General features: G+C 71.1%; 13 protein-coding genes and 1 pseudogene. 8 read left to right on the top strand and 6 right to left on the bottom strand.

Annotated elements, in window-relative coordinates; genetic code table 11:
• Window positions 1–55 precede the first annotated feature (55 nt).
• The 3 genes from QF034_RS07980 to QF034_RS07970 all read left to right on the top strand — a co-directional run bounded on the left by QF034_RS07980 (window position 56) and on the right by QF034_RS07970 (window position 2,235).
• Complete coding sequence (locus QF034_RS07980) at window positions 56–1,207, top strand: acyl-CoA dehydrogenase family protein (protein ID WP_307179830.1); 1,152 nt, start codon at window positions 56–58, stop codon at window positions 1,205–1,207.
• Between the two features lie 60 nt (window positions 1,208–1,267).
• Window positions 1,268–1,528: a YiaA/YiaB family inner membrane protein gene (locus tag QF034_RS07975; protein ID WP_086564296.1), complete on the top strand. Its 261-nt coding sequence runs from the start codon at window positions 1,268–1,270 to the stop codon at window positions 1,526–1,528.
• Between the two features lie 83 nt (window positions 1,529–1,611).
• Complete coding sequence (locus tag QF034_RS07970) at window positions 1,612–2,235, top strand: TetR/AcrR family transcriptional regulator (protein ID WP_307174254.1); 624 nt, start codon at window positions 1,612–1,614, stop codon at window positions 2,233–2,235.
• Window positions 2,236–2,245: 10 nt separating this feature from the next.
• On the opposite strand, the gene QF034_RS07965 is transcribed toward QF034_RS07970, so the two are convergent.
• The gene (locus QF034_RS07965; RefSeq protein WP_307174253.1) at window positions 2,246–2,707 is read right to left on the bottom strand and encodes a MaoC family dehydratase; all 462 of its coding nucleotides are present in this window, start codon (window positions 2,705–2,707) and stop codon (window positions 2,246–2,248) included.
• A gap of 107 nt (window positions 2,708–2,814) precedes the next feature.
• Between QF034_RS07965 and soxR the strand changes: the two genes are divergently transcribed.
• Window positions 2,815–3,279, top strand: a complete 465-nt coding sequence (soxR, locus tag QF034_RS07960) for a redox-sensitive transcriptional activator SoxR (protein WP_086564299.1) — start codon at window positions 2,815–2,817, stop codon at window positions 3,277–3,279.
• 306 nt (window positions 3,280–3,585) lie between these two features.
• Here the strand turns inward: soxR and QF034_RS07955 are convergent.
• Together QF034_RS07955 and QF034_RS07950 are read right to left on the bottom strand one after the other, a co-directional pair.
• A pseudogene (locus QF034_RS07955) lies at window positions 3,586–4,327 on the bottom strand (3-keto-5-aminohexanoate cleavage protein).
• 75 nt (window positions 4,328–4,402) lie between these two features.
• Window positions 4,403–5,005, bottom strand: coding sequence for a hypothetical protein (locus tag QF034_RS07950; RefSeq protein WP_243381225.1), 603 nt, complete (start codon window positions 5,003–5,005; stop codon window positions 4,403–4,405).
• 263 nt (window positions 5,006–5,268) lie between these two features.
• Between QF034_RS07950 and QF034_RS07945 the strand changes: the two genes are divergently transcribed.
• Complete coding sequence (locus QF034_RS07945) at window positions 5,269–8,067, top strand: penicillin acylase family protein (RefSeq protein WP_307174252.1); 2,799 nt, start codon at window positions 5,269–5,271, stop codon at window positions 8,065–8,067.
• A gap of 19 nt (window positions 8,068–8,086) precedes the next feature.
• Here QF034_RS07945 and QF034_RS07940 read toward each other — a convergent pair whose 3' ends face one another.
• Together QF034_RS07940 and QF034_RS07935 are read right to left on the bottom strand one after the other, a co-directional pair.
• The gene (locus tag QF034_RS07940; RefSeq protein ID WP_307174251.1) at window positions 8,087–9,403 is read right to left on the bottom strand and encodes a serine-threonine protein kinase; all 1,317 of its coding nucleotides are present in this window, start codon (window positions 9,401–9,403) and stop codon (window positions 8,087–8,089) included.
• 106 nt (window positions 9,404–9,509) lie between these two features.
• Complete coding sequence (locus tag QF034_RS07935; RefSeq protein WP_307174250.1) at window positions 9,510–10,745, bottom strand: exo-beta-N-acetylmuramidase NamZ family protein; 1,236 nt, start codon at window positions 10,743–10,745, stop codon at window positions 9,510–9,512.
• 174 nt (window positions 10,746–10,919) lie between these two features.
• Here QF034_RS07935 and QF034_RS07930 point away from each other — a divergent pair, with 174 nt between their 5' ends.
• Genes QF034_RS07930 through QF034_RS07920 form a run of 3 tightly spaced genes read left to right on the top strand, consistent with a single transcriptional unit; the run spans window position 10,920 to window position 13,976 of the window.
• Window positions 10,920–11,693 (top strand): SDR family oxidoreductase, encoded by a 774-nt coding sequence (locus QF034_RS07930; protein WP_307174249.1) that lies wholly within the window; start codon window positions 10,920–10,922, stop codon window positions 11,691–11,693.
• Entirely contained in the window at window positions 11,690–13,354 is a 1,665-nt protein-coding gene (locus tag QF034_RS07925; RefSeq protein WP_307174248.1) for a class I adenylate-forming enzyme family protein, read from the top strand. The genes QF034_RS07930 and QF034_RS07925 overlap by 4 nt, the downstream gene beginning before the upstream one ends.
• 28 nt (window positions 13,355–13,382) lie before the next feature.
• Entirely contained in the window at window positions 13,383–13,976 is a 594-nt protein-coding gene (locus tag QF034_RS07920) for a TetR/AcrR family transcriptional regulator (protein WP_306968385.1), read from the top strand.
• 564 nt (window positions 13,977–14,540) lie between these two features.
• Here QF034_RS07920 and QF034_RS07915 read toward each other — a convergent pair.
• Window positions 14,541–15,755, bottom strand: a complete 1,215-nt coding sequence (locus QF034_RS07915; RefSeq protein ID WP_307174247.1) for an acyl-CoA dehydrogenase family protein — start codon at window positions 15,753–15,755, stop codon at window positions 14,541–14,543.
• Between the last annotated feature and the right edge of the window lie 5 nt (window positions 15,756–15,760).

Raw genomic sequence — 15,760 nt, 5'->3', positions numbered from 1 at the left:
ATAGAAACTAGCAGTGCTAATTTAAATGTACGGCTTTCAAGTGGAGTGGCTTGTGGTGAACCTGGAGCTCAGCGAGGAGCAGACCGCCGTACGGCAGCTCGCCCGGGACTTCGTCGAGCGCGAGATCGCCCCGAACGCCGTCGCCTGGGACCGCGCCGAGGAAGTCGACCGCGCGATCGTCAAGAAGCTCGGCGAGGTCGGCTTCCTCGGCCTGACGATCGACGAGGAGTACGGCGGCTCGGGCGGTGACCACCTGGCGTACTGCCTGGTCACGGAGGAACTCGGCCGGGGCGACTCGTCCGTGCGCGGGATCGTCTCCGTCTCGCTGGGGCTCGTCGCGAAGACCGTCGCCGCCTGGGGGAGCGAGGAGCAGAAGCGGCGCTGGCTGCCGGGGCTCACCTCCGGCGAGGCGGTCGGCTGCTTCGGCCTGACCGAGCCGGGCACGGGCTCGGACGCGGGCAACCTCGTGACGCGGGCCGTGCGGGACGGGGACGACTACGTCATCAACGGCACCAAGATGTTCATCACCAACGGCACCTGGGCCGACGTCGTCCTGCTCTTCGCCCGCTCCACGGACGCCCCCGGCCACAAGGGCGTGTCCGCCTTCCTGGTCCCCACCGACACGCCCGGCCTGACGCGCCGCACGATCCACGGGAAGCTGGGGCTGCGCGGCCAGGCCACGGCCGAGCTCGTGCTGGAGGACGCGCGGGTGCCCGCCTCGGCGCTGCTGGGGGAGGAGGGCAAGGGCTTCTCGGTCGCCATGTCCGCCCTCGCCAAGGGCCGGATGTCCGTCGCCGCGGGCTGTGTCGGCATAGCCCAGGCCGCGCTGGACGCGGCCGTGCGGTACGCGGGCGAGCGCGAGCAGTTCGGGAAGACCATCGCCCGTCACCAGCTGGTCCAGGAGCTGATCAGCGACATCGCCGTGGACGTCGACGCCGCGCGGCTGCTGACCTGGCGGGTCGCCGACCTGATCGACCGCGGCCGGCCGTTCGCCGTCGAGTCGTCCAAGGCCAAGCTGTTCGCCTCCGAGGCGGCCGTCCGCGCCGCGAACAACGCGCTCCAGGTCTTCGGCGGCTACGGCTACATCGACGAGTACCCCGCGGGCAAGCTGCTGCGGGACGCCCGCGTGATGACCCTCTACGAGGGCACGAGCCAGATCCAGAAACTGGTCATCGGGCGTGCGCTGACGGGGGTTTCGGCGTTCTGAGTACGCCCCTGAGTACTTCAGCGGATGTGGCGCGGGCCACGTCCGCCCGAAGCTTCCCCCATGAGTGAGACACCGGGTAGCAAGCAGAACACGGCCGCCTTCTACGGCCAGGCCGTCGCCTCCTTCGCCGTCGCCATGGCGGCCACCGCGATCGGCATCTACCAGCTGAGCGCCGACGCCTGGGTGCGGGGCTTCCTCGCCATCGCCGTCCTCTACCTGGTCACCTCCTCCTTCACCCTCGCCAAAGTGATCCGGGACCGGCAGGAGGGGGCGGCGGGTGCGGTGCCCTCGCCCTCGTACGGCCCCTTCGAGAAGCACTGAGCGGGCGGGCCGGGCGGTCGCACTAAGCGCTCGCTCACCTTCGGCGGTATGGTGTTGTCCCTGTCGGTGGAGAGGGGCGAGTGATGAGTACGGCGGAGGAGAGGGCCGGCGGCGAGGCGCAGGCGTGGGGCGAGGTCACGCCCGACGCGGCGCGACGGCTGCTGGTCGCCGCGGTGGAGGCCTTCGCCGAGCGCGGGTACCACGCCACGACGACCCGGGACATCGCGGGTCGCGCCGGGATGAGCCCGGCCGCGCTCTACATCCACTACAAGACCAAGGAAGAGCTGCTGCACCGCATCAGCAGGATCGGGCACGAGAAGGCCCTGGAGATCCTGCGGACGGCGGCCCGGCGAGAGGGCACCGCCCGTGAGCGCCTGGCCGGCGCGGTCAGCTCCTTCGTCCGCTGGCACGCCGGCGGACGCACCACCGCCCGGGTCGTCCAGTACGAGCTGGACTCGCTCGGTCCGGACGCCCGCGCCGAGATCCTCGCGCTGCGGCGGCAGTGCGACGCCGAGGTGCGGGCGATCATCGAGGACGGCGTCGCGGCCGGTGAGTTCGACGTGCTGGACGTCAAGGGCACGACCCTGGCCGTGCTCTCGCTCTGCATCGACGTGGCCCGTTGGTTCAACGTCGACGGGCCGTGGACGCCGGACGAGGTCGGCGCGCTGTACGCCGACCTCGTGCTGCGGATGGTGGGGGAGAAGTAGCCCGCCGGGTTCAGAAGTAGTAGCGGGCGACGGACTCGGCGACGCACACGGGCTTGTCGCCGCCCTCGCGTTCCACCGTGAAGGCGACGGTGACCTGGACGCCGCCGGTCACGTCCTCGGCGCCGGCGATGGTGGCGGTGGCGCGCAGCCGGGATCCGACCGGCACGGGTGCGGGGAAACGCACCTTGTTCGTCCCGTAGTTGACGCCCATCTTCACGCCCTCGACGGAGATCAGCTGCGGTCCGAAGAGGGGCAGCAGCGACAGGGTGAGATAGCCGTGGGCGATGGTCGTGCCGAAGGGGCCCGCGGCGGCCTTCTCCGGGTCGACGTGGATCCACTGGTGGTCGCCGGTGGCCTCCGCGAAGAGGTCGATCCGCTTCTGGTCGATGTCGAGCCAGTCGGTGTATCCCAGTTGCTCGCCCACCGCCGACTTCAGGTCGTCGACGGACGTGAAGATCCTCGGCTGTGCCATGTCCCGGCCTCTCGCGTCAGGAAGTCTGCGTGCACTTGAATCTCTAAGCGACTGCTTAGCATGGTCGGCTGCGGGGGCTGTGTCAACGGACTGGGTAGGGTCGCGGGGTGCCCCAGATTTCAGAGAAGATCCACGAGCTCACGGTCGGCCAGCTGGCGGCGCGCAGCGGGGCCGCCGTTTCCGCCCTGCACTTCTACGAGTCGAAAGGCCTGATCAGCAGTCGCCGGACCGCCGGCAACCAGCGCCGCTACGCGCGGGACACGCTGCGCAGGGTCGCCTTCATCCGGGCCGCGCAACGGGTCGGCATCCCGCTGGCGACGATCCGCGAGGCGCTGGCGGAGCTTCCCGAGGAGCGGACGCCGACCCGGGAGGACTGGGCGCACCTGTCGGAGGCCTGGCGCTCGGAACTGGACGAACGCATCAAGCAGCTGAACCGCCTCCGCGACCACCTCACCGACTGCATCGGCTGCGGCTGCCTCTCCCTCGACACGTGCGTCCTCTCCAACCCGGGCGACGTGTTCGGCGAGCGCCGGGCGGGGTCCCGCCTGATGGTGGACAAGGGGCGCGGGTAGCGCCTGCGGCCGGCTTGTGGGTCGGGGCCGCGCCGGGGGGTGTCCGTCCTCGGAACGGCGCGTTGGGGTCGGACACCGACTAGCTCTCCGTTGACGCGCCAACCGCTGCGGGCGGACACCCCCCGACACGTCCCCTTCTCGCCGTCGGCGACTGCGGGCGCGTGGTGGTTTGCTCAGCCGTCCGCAGGCCGCCGCTGCGGGCAGTCGTGCCTCCCCCAGTGCCTCAAGGGCCTGGGAGGTACCCCCAGGGCGGCACGGGTGGGCGCAGCGGCACCCCGCTCCGCCGGGCTGCGGACCCACCCGGCCTCAGCGACGACGCCGAGCACCTCGCTGACCTGCCTCGTACTCCACCGACCCCGCCGCGACCAACTCCGCGTTGGCCCCGGCTCGCCTCCCATCAGGCAGGACCAGCACATCCTCCACCCCGACCCGCGTGGGCCAACCCCAGCTCGCCCGCAAGCCGCAGCACCGGCCACGCACCCCCGTCCTCCCCGTGCAGCAGGACAGGACGCCCATGCGCGGCACCAAGGTCGGACAACAACCCCCGCGCAGCAGCCACCGCACCGGAAGGGTCCGTGTCCGTCACCTCGGCCAAGACCCGCAGCACCCTCGACCCCAGCGGTGAGTCGGCAAACCGCCCCGCACCATCCGTCCCGGACCAGATGCCCGCCTCCACACCCACCCCGAGATCCAGGAGCAGGGCGGCAACCTCCTCCGCACCGGGCTCATGCCAGTTGACCGACGCGTGGTCGGGCAGGACGGTCCAGCTCCGTATCCGCTCCAACCGGGCGGCAGGGTCCGGCTCGGCCCATGCCCCCGTGGTCACACCCACCGGCACCCGCACGCGCGAGCGAATCGCCGACAGCGTCTCCGCGAGCACCCGGGGCGACAACGTGTCCCGCCCGCACGGCGTCTTGGGATGGACATGGATGTCCGTGGCCCCGGCCGCGACGGCCTCCGCGGCGGAGTCGGCCATGGACCCGGGCGTCAGCGGCACCGCCGTACCGTCGGCGGCGGTCCGCGGACCGTTCAGACACACCTGCACCATGTCGACGATGGTGTCAGCACCCACTGACAGTGGGGGTGCGGCATCCCCGGCGCACCCCCCGCGCACCCGCATTCGTCAAGCCGACACCAACAGCCTCGCCCGCCTGGCGTCCGCCAGGGACTCGGGCGTGAGCACCGGACGCGGTACGAGAATTCCGCAGTCCGTGCAGACAGGACCCGCCGAGGGCTCGTGGTCCAGGTCGTACTTCCAGGCGAGTTGCTCCCCGCCGCACACCGGGCACGTCGAGCCCGGTTCGCGCTCCAGCGCGGCGATCAGCCGGCGCAGCACCTCGGCCAGCGGTTCACGGGGATGGACCGCCGGATCGTCGCACCACGCCACGCCGAAACCGCCCCAGGTCAGCCGGTGCCAGTCGTCCACACTGCCCGGCCGGCGCAGTCCGTCGTGCTTCTCCTTCTTGCGGCGCTCGGCGAACTCGACCTCGTAGGCCAGCCAGACCGCCCGCGCCTCCTCCAGTTCGTCCAGTGCGGCCACGAGCCGCACCGGATCGGGGGACCGGTCCTCGGGACCGAACCCGGCCCGGGAACACAGATGGTCCCAGGTCGCCCTGTGCCCGTAAGGGGCGAACCTCTCAAGGCATTTGCGCAGCGAATAGCGCCGCAGTGCCAGATCGCACCGCGGATCGCGGACCTGTCTCGCCAGACTCCGGAAACCGGCCATCGTCCTGCACCTCCGTCACACCTGCACCTAATTCGGTCACTTCGGCGTCGTCGTAAGGACGTCGCCGAATAGACGTATCGACAAGCGAATCGGCTCCATCCGATTTCAAATGGCCTCCATAAGCGGTCCGACGAGGCCTCGAGTCGACTGCCGTGGTCCGTGTGCCTGTTGTGCTGACTCCAAAAAGTGACGCCTGTTCATCTTCAATCCCGGGGATACCGGCGGTAACATCCCGCGCACCCCCGTCGGGAGGAGCCCCCCACATGCCACGGCGTAACCCACGCACCGTCCTCGACAGAATGAGAACTCCCCGCGGAATCCCCGGGTTCCTGAAGACCGCATCGGTATGCGCGCTGATCGCGGGTCTTTTGTCGCCGTTGTCACAGGCGGCCGCCTCGGAGACGGGGACCGCGCAGGCCACGGCGGCGGCGAACGACCACTGCGGCAACCAGTGTTCGGACATCCTCCCGCCCGGCCAGAACGGCAACGCCACCCTGGCCCAGGTCCTCCTGAACCAGGCCTTCGGCACCCAGCCCGAGCACGCCGAGGACCAGCTCGGGCCCTATGCCGACCTCGCCAAGGGGTACACCGGCCTCACCAACGACAAGATCAACAACTTCTTCAACGACGCGTCGTTCGGGGTCCCGGCGGATCAGGTCGCCTCCACCGTCAAACCCGCCGGGCGCGGTGACGTGACGATCGTCCGGGACAAGAAGACCGGTGTGCCGCACATCACCGGTACCACCCGGTACGGCACGGAGTTCGGGGCCGGCTACGCCGCCGCCCAGGACCGGCTGTGGCTGATGGACGTCTTCCGGCACGTCGGACGGGGACAGGTGACCTCCTTCGCGGGCGGGGCGCCCTCCAACCAGGGCCTGGAACAGCAGTTCTGGCGGCACGCGCCCTACAGCGAGGCCGATCTCCAGGCGCAGATCGACAACGCCGTCGCCACCAACGGCGAGCGCGGCAAGCAGGCCCTCGCCGACGCCGACGCCTATCTCGACGGCATCAACGCCTACATCGACGCCTCCGACAGCGGCCGGTACTTCCCCGGTGAGTACGTCCTCACCGGGCACAAGGACTCAGTCACCAACGCCGGGAAGATCGAGCACTTCAAGATCACCGACATGGTCGCGCTCGGGTCCGTCATCGGCGCGCTGTTCGGCTCCGGCGGAGGCGGCGAGGTCAACAACGCGCTCTCCCTGCTCGCCGCCCAGGAGAAGTACGGCGTGGCGGAAGGCACCAAGGTCTGGGAGTCGTTCCGGGAGCGCAACGACCCGGAGGCCGTCCTCACCGTCCACGACGGCAGCTTCCCGTACGCGACCAAGCCGGACGACCCGCAGGGCACGGCCCTGCCGGACGCCGGTTCGGTGAAGCCGGAGCCGCTCGTCCACGACCGCACCGGCAGCGCCGCCACGGCCAGTGCCACCGGCGCGTCCGGCGAGGCGGCCAAGTCGGCCCTGTCGTCCGCCAGACGCGGCATGTCCAACGCCCTCGTGGTGGGCGGCGAGCACACCGCCGGCGGCCACCCGGTCGCCGTGTTCGGCCCGCAGACCGGCTACTTCGCCCCTCAGTTGCTGCTCCTCCAGGAGCTCCAGGGCCCGGGCATCAGCGCCCGCGGCGCCTCCTTCGCGGGCCTGAGCATGTACGTCGAACTCGGCCGCGGCCAGGACTACTCGTGGAGCGCCACCACCTCCGGCCAGGACATCATCGACACGTTCGCCGTCGAACTGTGCCAGGACGACCACCACTACCTGTACCGCGGCACCTGCACGCCGATGGAGAAGATCGAGCAGAAGAACGCCTGGAAGCCGACGGTCGCCGACGGCACCGCGGCCGGCTCGTACACGATGCGCGTGTGGCGCACGAAGTACGGACCCGTCGAGTACCGCGGCACGGTCGGCGGCAAGAAGGTCGCCTACACCACCCTGCGCTCGTCCTTCATGCACGAGGCCGACTCCATCATCGGTTTCCAGATGCTGAACGACCCGGACTACGTGAAGGGCCCGGAGTCGTTCCAGAAGGCGGTGCAGCACATCAACTACACCTTCAACTGGTTCTACGTCGACTCCGAGCACACCGCGTACTACAACAGCGGCGACAACCCGGTGCGCGCCAACGGCGTCGACGCCGAGTTCCCGGTGTGGGCCCGGCCGGCGTACGAGTGGCGCGGCTGGGACCCGGCGGCCAACACGGCCGACTACACCCCGCCCTCCGCCCACCCCAACTCCATCGACCAGGACTACTACATCTCCTGGAACAACAAGCAGGCCAAGGACTACACGACCGCGCCCTGGGGCAACGGCTCCGTGCACCGCGGCAACCTCCTGGAGGACCGGGTGCGGAAGCTGGTCCGGCAGGGCGGGGTGACCAGGGCCTCGCTGGTGAAGGCCATGGCCGACGCGGCCACGGCCGACCTGCGGGCGGAGGACGTCCTGCCCGACCTGCTCAAGGTCGTGAACAGTTCGCCGGTCACCGACCCCACCGCCGCGGCCGCCGTCAGCAAGCTCCAGGCGTGGGTCGCCGCGGGCGGCAAGCGCACGGAGACCTCGGCCGGTTCCAAGAAGTACGCCGACGCCGACGCGATCCGCATCCTGGACGCCTGGTGGCCGCTGCTGGTGAAGGCCGAGTTCGAACCGGGCCTCGGCAGCAAGCTGTTCGAGGCGATGACCGCCAACCTCCCCGTCGACGAGTCACCGTCCGCCTCCCACGGCCCGACCGGGTCGCACGCCGGAAGCTCCTTCCAGTACGGCTGGTGGAGCTACGTCGACAAGGACATCCGAACCGTGCTCGGCGAGCAGGTGCGGGGGCCGCTGGCCCGCGAGTACTGCGGCGGCGGAGACCTCGGCGCCTGCCGTGACACCCTCGTCAGCACCCTGAAGGAGGCGGCCGGCAAGACCGCGGCCCAGGTCTACCCCGGCGACGACCAGTGCTCGGCGGGCGACCAGTGGTGCGCCGACTCGGTCATCCACCGCACCCTCGGCGGCATCAAGCACGGCAAGATCAGCTGGCAGAACCGGCCGACCTACCAGCAGGTCGTGGAGTTCACCTCACACCGGTGACCCAAGCGCAGGCGGCGGGTCAGCGAATGCGGCCCGCCGCCAGCACCAGCCGGGCCAGTTCCTCGTGCAGGATGTCGCTGTGCGCGCCGGCGGGCGGACCACCGCGTCTGACCACCGCCGCCGCGTCGACGTTCACGCATCCCGAGCCGGGCAGCTTCGCCCGCAGGGCCTCGGCGAGGGTGTACGCGCGCGTGCCCGGCACCGCCTGCACCCCGTCGTAGCCCATCGCACCCCACTTGGCGCCCAGGACCCGCCCCATGTCGAGGCCGGCGACGGACCGGCTGTCGCCCGCCATACGGGAGGCGAGCGGATACATCGTGCCCAGGGCCGAGTCGTGCCGGGAGTGGCAGCACACGAGAGGACCGTCGACGCGGTTCTGCTGCCCCTGGAGCACCCCTCCGGCACGCGCGTCGTGCGGCAGCCGGGCCGCGAACGCGTAGTGCGAGAACGCCCCTTGGAGCAGCGTCACCGACTTCACCGAACGCACGCCCTCGGGGAGGCCGCGCAGCGCGAACGACACCAGCCGCGCGCCGAAGCTGTGCCCGACGAGGTGCACGCGCACGTCCGGCGCCGCCTTCGCGAGCTGCCCGACCATCCGCCCGAGACCGCGCTCGCCGACGGTTCCAGCACGCCGCTTCATCGCGTAGTACGTCGCCTGCCGCAGCAGCTCGTGCGCCCCGTCCCAGGGGTTGGGGAGGCCGAATCCCCGCCGCGCGCCGGGCGCGTCGAGCTCCGCCAGCGCCCGCGCGAACTCCGCGCAGGCCGCCGCCGAGGATCCGGCCAGCATCTCCGGCTCGCTCTGCGGCACGCCCTCCGCCACCGTGTCCGCCGCGAACAGCGCCTGCGGCCCGGGTGCCACCACCTCCACCAGCAGCCGCACCAGCCGCCCGAACTCCTCCAGCTCGGCCCCCTCCGGCGGCTGCTGCTCCAGCAACCGGGCGATCTGTTCGACTAGGATCGCCCGGCCCGGGAAGGACTCCAGCAGCGCGTGCCGCGTGTCCTTGTCGAGCACCGGGCGCCTGGGGGCCTCGGCAGCCACGGCCCGGGGAAAGTCCGGGATCGGTTCGTCGGAGAAGCGCATCGCCGGCCAGAGCACCCCGACGTATCCGATCCGGGCCGCCGGAGCCAGCCGCGGAATCGGCGCGAGGAAGCGGTCGTAGAGCCGGGTCGCGCCCGAGCGGTCGTTGTTCCAGCCGTGCGCGAAGACGACCAGGTCGCGCACCTTCCGTTCGGTCGCCCCGGCGAGCAGCCGGTCGAGCCCGTGGCCCGCCGGGTCCCCGTCCGCGTCGAAGGTCAGCTCCCAGTAGGGACTCACACTCATCGCCGGATCCGCCATGACAGGCCCCCTGTTCCCCCGGGTTGCGCCGCGATGTGGCGCATCGTCCTGCCAACGGGGGAGCTTGGCCATACGTCACGGGCGCATGAGGCGCGCGACGCCGTGCTCAGCGGTAGAGGAGGTACTCCCGCCGCACCCTCCGGAACGCCTTCAGCTCCTCCTGCCACCCCGCCACGACCTCGTCGGTGTCCGCGCCCGCGTCGATCATCGTGCGCACGCGCGCGGAGCCGGTGAGTTTGTCGATCCAGTTGTCCGGGCGCCAGGCGAATCCGCTCCAGACCTCCCTGGCGGTCACGAGCAGGGCGATCCCCGTCCGTACGGGATCGAAGACGCCCCGGTCGTGCACATGGACCTGCACACCGCCGATCGTCCTGCCCTGGAACTTGGAGAACGTGGGCGCGAAGTACGCCTCCCTGAAGCGCACGCCGGGCAGGGCGAGTTCGTTCGCGGCGGCGGCCCAGCGCCGGTCGATGCCCTCGGCGCCGAGCAGCTCGAACGGCCGGGTCGTGCCACGCCCCTCCGACAGGTTCGTGCCCTCGAACAGACACGTCCCCGAGTAGACCAGGGCCGTCTCCGGCGTCGGCATGTTCGGGCTGGGCGGCACCCAGGGCAGCCCGGAGGCGTCGTGGAAGTCCGAGCGTTTCCAGCCCGACATCGTGACGGTCTCCAGCGGTACGGGGGCGGTCAGGAACTCCCCGTTGAACAGCCGTGCCAGCTCCGCGACGGTCATTCCGTGGGCCTGGGCGATGGGCTGCCGTCCGACGAACGTGGCGAACTCCTTGTGCAGGACGGGCCCCAGGGCCGCCCGGCCGGTCACCGGGTTGGGCCGGTCCAGGACGACGAATCGCCTGCCCGCGAGCTGGGCGGCCTCCATGCAGTCGTACAGCGTCCAGATGTACGTGTAGAAGCGGGCGCCGACGTCCTGGATGTCGAAGACGACCGTGTCCACGCCGGACGCGGTGAAGATGTCGGCGAGCGGGCGGCCGCTCTTGAGGTACGTGTCGTAGACGGGCAGGCCGGTCGCCGGGTCGGCGTAGCGGCCCTCGGAGCCGCCGGCCTGGGCGGTGCCGCGGAAGCCGTGTTCAGGGCCGAAGACGGCCCTGAGATCCACTCGGGTGTCCGCGTGCATGACGTCGACGATGTGGCGGACGTCGCGGGTTGTGCCGGTGGGGTTGGTGACGATGCCGACCTTTTGGCCGTCGAGCAGGGCGTAGCCGTCGTGGGCGAGTCGTTCGAAGCCGGTGCGGAGTTGCCTGTGGCGTCGGGCGGCTGCTGCGGTTGTCGCGGGCAGCGACACAGCTGCCGTGGCTGTGGCTAACAGACCTCGTCTGGACAGGTGCATGGGTGGCCTCCGTGATCCGTTGTGTGCCGCTTTCGTTGTGGCTGGTCGCGCCCACGCGGCGGAGCCGCATATCGGTACGGCCCCGCGCCCCTTAAGTGCTGCGCCACCCCCTTCCTTGAAACATACCGACCGGTTAGTCTGGCGCCGTTGCTGAGCCGCGTTTTGAGGAGACCGATGGTGGGAGCCTTTCAAGGGGCCGGAGTCGTTGTCACGGGGGCCGGTGGCGGGATCGGGGCCGCGCTGGCCCGGCGGTTCGCCGCCGAGGGGGCCCGGGTCGTCGTCAATGACCTGGATGCCGAGCGGGCCAAGCATGTCGCGGACGAGGTCGGCGGGATCGCCGTGGCCGGGGACGCCTCGGCGATCCTCTCCGACGCCAGGGACGCGCTCGACGGGACCGTCGACGTGTACTGCGCCAACGCCGGTGTCGCGTTCGACGGCATCGATGCCGGTCAGGCGCTGGACGAAAAGGCCTGGGCGACCTCCTGGGACGTGAACGTCATGGCGCATGTCCGGGCCGCTCAGGAGCTGCTGCCCGCCTGGCTGGAGCGGGGCAGCGGCCGGTTCGTGTCCACCGTCTCCGCCGCCGGGCTGCTCACCATGATCGGCGCCGCGCCCTACGCCGTCACCAAGCACGGCGCCCTCGCCTTCGCCGAGTGGCTGTCGCTGACCTACCGCCACCGGGGTGTGAAGGTGCACGCCATCTGCCCGCAGGGCGTCCGCACCGACATGCTGGCCGCCACCGGCAGCGCGGGCGACCTGGTGCTCCAGCCGACCGCGATCGAACCGGAGGCCGTGGCGGACGCCCTGGTCAAGGGCATCGAGGAGGACCGCTTCCTGATCCTGCCGCACCCCGAGGTCGCCGCGTACCACCAGGCCCGGGCCGGGGACCCCGACCGGTGGCTGACCGGCATGAACCGCATCCAGCAGCAGTGGGAGGAGAACCGGTGACCGAGTCCCGTTACGCGGCCAAACCCTGGCTGGACCTGCTGAACGACGCCCAGAAGGGCGCGATAAGCCCCGACGGCTCCCTCGTGCACGCCCTGCGCCGGGCCGTGACCGAGACGCCGGACAGCGACGCCCTGGCCTACTTCGACGGTCGCCTGACCTACCGGGACGTCGACGAGCTCAGCGACTCCGTCGCCGGGCATCTCGCCGCGCGCGGACTGGAGCGCGGCGACCGGGTCGCGGTACTGCTCCAGAACTCCCCGCACTTCGTGCTCGCCTTGCTGGGCGCCTGGAAGGCGGGCGCGATCGTCGTACCCGTCAACCCGATGTACAAGTCGGGTGAGGTGTCCCACGTCCTGCGCGACGGCGAGGTCGCCGCGTTGATCTGCTCGGACCGGGCGTGGGAGTCGTATCTGCGCGCGACGGCGGCGGACTCGCCCGTGCGGATCGTGCTCACCGGGTGCGAGCTGGACTTCCAGACGCGGGGCGACGCCCGCGTGCTGACCTTCGAGCGGCTTCCGCAGGCCCCGGACGCCGACGACCTGGTGACCGTGGCGCGGGCCGGGCACAAGGCGCCCCAGGACCGGGACCCCGAGCCCTCCGACATCGCGCTGATCAGCTACACCTCGGGCACCAGCGGCACGCCCAAGGGCGCCACCAACACGCACGGCAACATCATGTACAACGCCGAGCGGCAGCGGACCGGCCTGGGGCTGCCCGAGCGGCCGGTCTACTTCGCGCTGGCGCCGCTGTTCCACATCACCGGCATGGTCTGCCAGTTCGGCGCCTGCCTGAGCAGTGCGGGCACGCTCGTGCTGGCGTACCGCTTCGAGGCGGGAGTGGTCCTCGACGCGTTCGCCGAGCACCGTCCGCACTACACCGTCGGACCGTCGACGGCGTTCATGGCGCTGGCCGCGCACCCGTCCGTCACCCGCGACCACTTCTCCTCCTTCCGGGTGATCTCCTCCGGCGGCGCCCCGCTGCCGCCCGCGCTGGTGGAGAAGTTCCGGGCCGGCTTCGGGCCGTACATCCGCAACGGCTACGGGCTCACCGAGTGCACCGCGCCGTGCGCCTCCGTGCCGCCCGGTCTGGAGGCGCCCGTCGACCCGGTCTCCGGGACCCTCGCGGTCGGCCTGCCCGGCCCCGACACGGTCGTCCGGATCGTCGACGACAACGGCGACGAGGTGCCGTTCGGCGAGCAGGGCGAGATCGTCGTCCGGGGTCCGCAGGTCGTGCCCGGCTACTGGCGCCGCCCCGACGCCACCGCCCAGACGTTCCCCGGCGGCGAACTGCGCACCGGCGACATCGGCTTCATGGACGAGCGGGGCTGGCTGTACGTCGTGGACCGCAAGAAGGACATGATCAACGCGTCCGGCTTCAAGGTGTGGCCGCGCGAGGTCGAGGACGTGCTCTACACGCACCCGGCGGTGCGCGAGGCCGCCGTCGTGGGCGTGCCGGACGGGTATCGCGGGGAGACCGTCAAGGCGTACATCAGCCTGCGTCCGGACGCCGACACGGACCCGGATGCACTCGCCGCCTACTGCAAGGAGAGACTGGCCGCCTACAAATACCCGCGCCAGGTGGAGATCCTGCCGGACTTGCCGAAGACGGCCAGTGGGAAGATCCTCCGTCGGGAACTGCGTTCCCGGACGCAAGGCAACTGACAGCAGGACGGAAAGGCAGGTGGCGGCAGTGCCCAGGACGACGGACTCGGACGGCACCCCCGTACCTCAGCGGCTCCTGGCCGCCGCCACCCGGCTCTTCGCCGAGCAGGGCTACGACCGCACCTCGGTGCAGGAGATCGTGGAGGCGGCCGGGGTCACCAAGGGGGCGCTGTACCACTACTTCGGCTCCAAGGACGACCTTCTGCACGAGGTGTACGCGCGCGTGCTGCGCATCCAGCAGGAGAGACTGGACGCCGTCGCGGGCGCCGACGAGCCCGTGGAGAAGCGGTTGCGGGCCGCGGCCGCGGACGTGGTGGTGACGACGATCGACAACCTCGACGACGCGATGATCTTCTGGCGGTCCATGCACCATCTGAGCCCCGAGAAGAACAAGCAGGTCCGTGCCGAGCGCCGCCGCTACCACGAGCGCTTCCGCGCGCTGGTCGAGGAGGGCCAGGAGGCGGGCGTCTTCTCCAAGGCGACGCCGGCGGACCTGGTCGTCGACTACCACTTCGGCTCGGTCCACCACCTGTCGACGTGGTACCGCCCCGAGGGCCCGATGAGCCCCCAGCAGGTAGCCGACCACCTGGCGGACTTGCTGCTGCGCGCCCTGCGCCCATAGCTGACTCGGGCTGGTCCCACTCAGCCCGTCCGGCGCTTGAGGACGAGGCCGTCCAGGCCGAAGCGCGGTCCGGGGCGGCAGCCCCGGTGGGGGTGTAGGGGGCGAAGCCTGCGCGGGGGTCCGGGTCCGGGATGGCAGCCCCGGTGGGGGTGCAGGGGGCGAAGCCTGCGCGGGGGTCTGGGTCCGGGATGGCAGCCCCGGTGGGGATGCGGGGGGGGGCGAAGCCTGCGCGGGGGTCTGGGTCCGGGATTGCAGCCCCGGTGGGGGTGTAGGGGGCGAAGCCTGCGCGGGGGTCTGGGTCCGGGGCGGCAGCCCCGGTGGGGGTGTAGGGGGCGAAGCCTGCGCGGGGGTCTGGGTCCGGGATGGCAGCCCCGGTGGGGATGCGGGGGGGCGAAGCCTGCGCGGGGGTCTGGGTCCGGGGCGGCAGCCCCGGTGGGGGTGCAGGGGGCGAAGCCCCCGCGGGGGTCTGGGGGCGCAGCCCCCAGCGGGGTCGAAGGGGCGGAGCCCCTGGGGATGGGACGGGTAGGGGCGGCGGGGGCGAAAACCCTCCGCCGCCCCGCCGCGTCACACGTACCGCTTCAGCTCCCGCCGCGCCAGCGACCGCTGATGCACCTCGTCCGGCCCGTCCGCGATCATCAGCGTCCGCGCCCCCGCGTACAGCTCCGCCAGCGGGAAGTCCTGGCTCACACCCCCCGCACCGTGCAACTGGATCGCCCGGTCGAGAATGTCCACCACCGCCCGGGGCGTAGCGATCTTGATCGACTGGATCTCGGTGTGCGCCCCCTTGTTCCCCACCGTGTCCATCAGCCACGCGGTCTTCAGCACCAGCAGCCGCAACTGCTCCACGGTCACCCTCGCGTCCGCGATCCAGTTGTGCACCACACCCTGCTGGGCCAGCGCCTTCCCGAAGGCCGTCCGGGACACCGCCCGCCGGCACATCAGCTCGATCGCCCGCTCCGCCATCCCGATCAGCCGCATGCAGTGGTGGATCCGGCCGGGTCCGAGCCGGGCCTGCGCGATGGCGAAGCCGCCGCCCTCCTCGCCGATGAGGTTCGACGCCGGCACGCGCGCGTGGTCGAAGATCACCTCGGCATGGCCGCCGTGGTAGTGGTCCTCGTAGCCGAAGACCTGCATCGCGCGCTCGATCGTCACACCCGGCGTGTCACGGGGGACCAGGATCATCGACTGCTGACGGCGGATGTCGGAGCCCTCGGGGTCCGTCTTGCCCATCACGATGAAGATCTTGCAGTCCGGGTGCAACGCCCCGGAGATGTACCACTTGCGGCCGGTGACGACGTACTCGTCGCCGTCCCGCTCGATGTGCGTGGTGATGTTGGTGGCGTCCGAGGAGGCCACCTCCGGCTCGGTCATCGCGAACGCCGAGCGGATCTCGCCGGCCAGCAGCGGCTCCAGCCACTGCTTGCGCTGCTGCTCGTCGCCGAACTGGGTGAGCACCTCCATGTTGCCCGTGTCCGGTGCCGCACAGTTCGTCACCGTCGGGGCCAGCTGCGGGGAGCGCCCCATGATCTCGGCGAGCGGCGCGTACTGGAGGTTGGTGAGCCCGGCGCCGTACTCGGAGTCCGGCAGGAAGAGGTTCCACAGGCCCTGCCTGCGCGCCTCGGCCTTCAGCTCCTCGACCACCGCCGGGGTCTCCCAGGGCGAGGCGAGCCGGGCCCGCTGCTCGTGCGCGACGGACTCCGCCGGATAGACGTACTCGTCCATGAAGGCCAGCAGCTTGCCGCGCAGCTCCTCGGTGCGCGCGTCGAACGCGAAGTCCATGACCG

This window comes from Streptomyces africanus (genome assembly GCF_030816955.1).
GTDB classification, from domain to species: Bacteria; Actinomycetota; Actinomycetes; order Streptomycetales; family Streptomycetaceae; genus Streptomyces; species Streptomyces africanus.
The sequence above is the reverse complement of the archived record's forward strand: the minus strand, read 5'-3'. Positions and strand labels throughout refer to the sequence as shown.

Coding starts and splice junctions, on each gene's coding strand:
- QF034_RS07970 (WP_307174254.1), top strand. CDS start 1,612: ATGAGTACGGCGGAGGAGAGGGCCGGCGGCGAGGCGCAGGCGTGGGGC.
- QF034_RS07935 (WP_307174250.1), bottom strand. CDS start 10,745: ATGCACCTGTCCAGACGAGGTCTGTTAGCCACAGCCACGGCAGCTGTG.
- QF034_RS07975 (WP_086564296.1), top strand. CDS start 1,268: ATGAGTGAGACACCGGGTAGCAAGCAGAACACGGCCGCCTTCTACGGC.
- QF034_RS07945 (WP_307174252.1), top strand. CDS start 5,269: ATGCCACGGCGTAACCCACGCACCGTCCTCGACAGAATGAGAACTCCC.
- QF034_RS07930 (WP_307174249.1), top strand. CDS start 10,920: ATGGTGGGAGCCTTTCAAGGGGCCGGAGTCGTTGTCACGGGGGCCGGT.
- QF034_RS07915 (WP_307174247.1), bottom strand. CDS start 15,755: ATGGACTTCGCGTTCGACGCGCGCACCGAGGAGCTGCGCGGCAAGCTG.
- QF034_RS07965 (WP_307174253.1), bottom strand. CDS start 2,707: ATGGCACAGCCGAGGATCTTCACGTCCGTCGACGACCTGAAGTCGGCG.
- QF034_RS07950 (WP_243381225.1), bottom strand. CDS start 5,005: ATGGCCGGTTTCCGGAGTCTGGCGAGACAGGTCCGCGATCCGCGGTGC.
- QF034_RS07940 (WP_307174251.1), bottom strand. CDS start 9,403: ATGGCGGATCCGGCGATGAGTGTGAGTCCCTACTGGGAGCTGACCTTC.